2 protein-coding genes are annotated in these 1,287 nt (G+C 71.3%); one reads left to right on the top strand and one right to left on the bottom strand.

Going from position 1 to position 1,287, the window contains the following annotated elements; translation table 11 throughout:
• Positions 1-951, bottom strand: a 951-nt coding sequence (locus BN4348_RS57510) for a DUF7159 family protein (RefSeq protein ID WP_235852834.1), incomplete at its 3' end; no start/stop codon positions are given.
• A 124-nt stretch (positions 952-1,075) separates the two neighbouring features.
• On the opposite strand from BN4348_RS57510, the gene BN4348_RS63190 reads away from it, so the two are divergent.
• The coding region (locus BN4348_RS63190; protein ID WP_211145792.1) for a hypothetical protein at positions 1,076-1,287 on the top strand (212 nt) is incomplete at its 3' end.

Genomic DNA, 1,287 nt, shown 5'->3' with positions numbered 1-1,287 from the left:
GGGCGGCGGGGCTTGCGCGGGTGGTGGCGCCGCCTGAGTCGCCGGGGCGACGACGTTCTTGCTGATGTCCGGTCGTTGGTCTGCATGCGGCCGGATGCCGACGGCGAGCGCGAGCGCCACGGCGCCGACGGCGAGAATCGCGGTCGCGCCGAGGACTGCCAACAGTTTTCGGCTTCCGCGCTCGCCGTCTTGCCGGTAGTCGTCGGTCGAAGGGTCGGCCTCGGCGCTATAGGCCAGCGGAGGCGCAGGGCCCGCGACGTAGGGCATGGCTACCGTGCTCGGCGCCCCCAATTGCTGGTTGGCCGACGCCAACGCGGCACCCCGCGCCAGGGCCATCTCGGGTTCCTCGGGCGCCGTCACCGACAGCGAAGTCGCCGCTTCCAGCGCTGGCTTGATCGACGGGATGTCAACACCGGAGCCGACGAGGAATACCCCGTCGGGACGAGCGCGCATCGATTCGGCGCCAGAGACCATCGCCGCCAGCTCCGCGATCGCCGCTTCGTCGCGGTGGGGTAACGGCTTTTGTTGCACGTCGGCGATCGACCCGTCCGCCGTCTCGACGACGGCCAGCGTCGCGGCAGTCGGCTCCACGAACAGCAGTGCGGTGCGGGCGCAATTGGTTGCGCCGCCGACCGCCTGAGCCAGCGCCGCAGCGGCCACGAACGCCGAGACCAGCATGACGTTTTCGATCTTGCGTTCCGCCAGGGCATTTCGCAGCGCGGTCGCGGCGGTCTGATCCGTCCACGTCACCCCGCTGGATTTCACCCGATAGCCGCTTTCGGCCGCGCTTTCGGTGGTCCCGAGAATCGCCTCGATCACCTGATCGGCCGCGGTGACACCCGGGACCCGAAAGTCGGCCTGGTCGACGGTGACGCCACCGGCGCCTTCGCCCTCGACGAGCACCATGCGGACCGTCTCCGCTGCGAGAGACATCCCAAGGACGATGTCCACCGCTCCCCCGTTCTCGAAACTTGTTCGCTGACAGCCTGATTGCCCCCGCGCGTCGCGACCAGACCCTAGTCCGCCACCCCAGCTCGCGGGCCTAGACACGCCTGGCGGCGCCGAACGGTTACCTGTGCCCGAAGCCGCCGAAGCCGTGGCCGCCCCCGAAGCCCCCGAAGCCGTGCCCGCCGCCGAAGCCCCCGAAGCCGTGGCCGCCGCCGAAGAGACCATGCCCACCGAAGGGACCATGCCCGCCGAAGGGGCCGCCGAAGGGTCCGCGGCCGCCACCGAACGGGCCGCCGAAGGGTCCGCGGCCGCCACCGAACGGGCCGCGTGGCGCCGGCC

It is taken from the genome of Mycobacterium interjectum, from assembly GCF_900078675.2.
Lineage (GTDB): Bacteria > Actinomycetota > Actinomycetes > Mycobacteriales > Mycobacteriaceae > Mycobacterium > Mycobacterium interjectum.
This window is presented reverse-complemented; position numbering and strand designations above follow the sequence as displayed.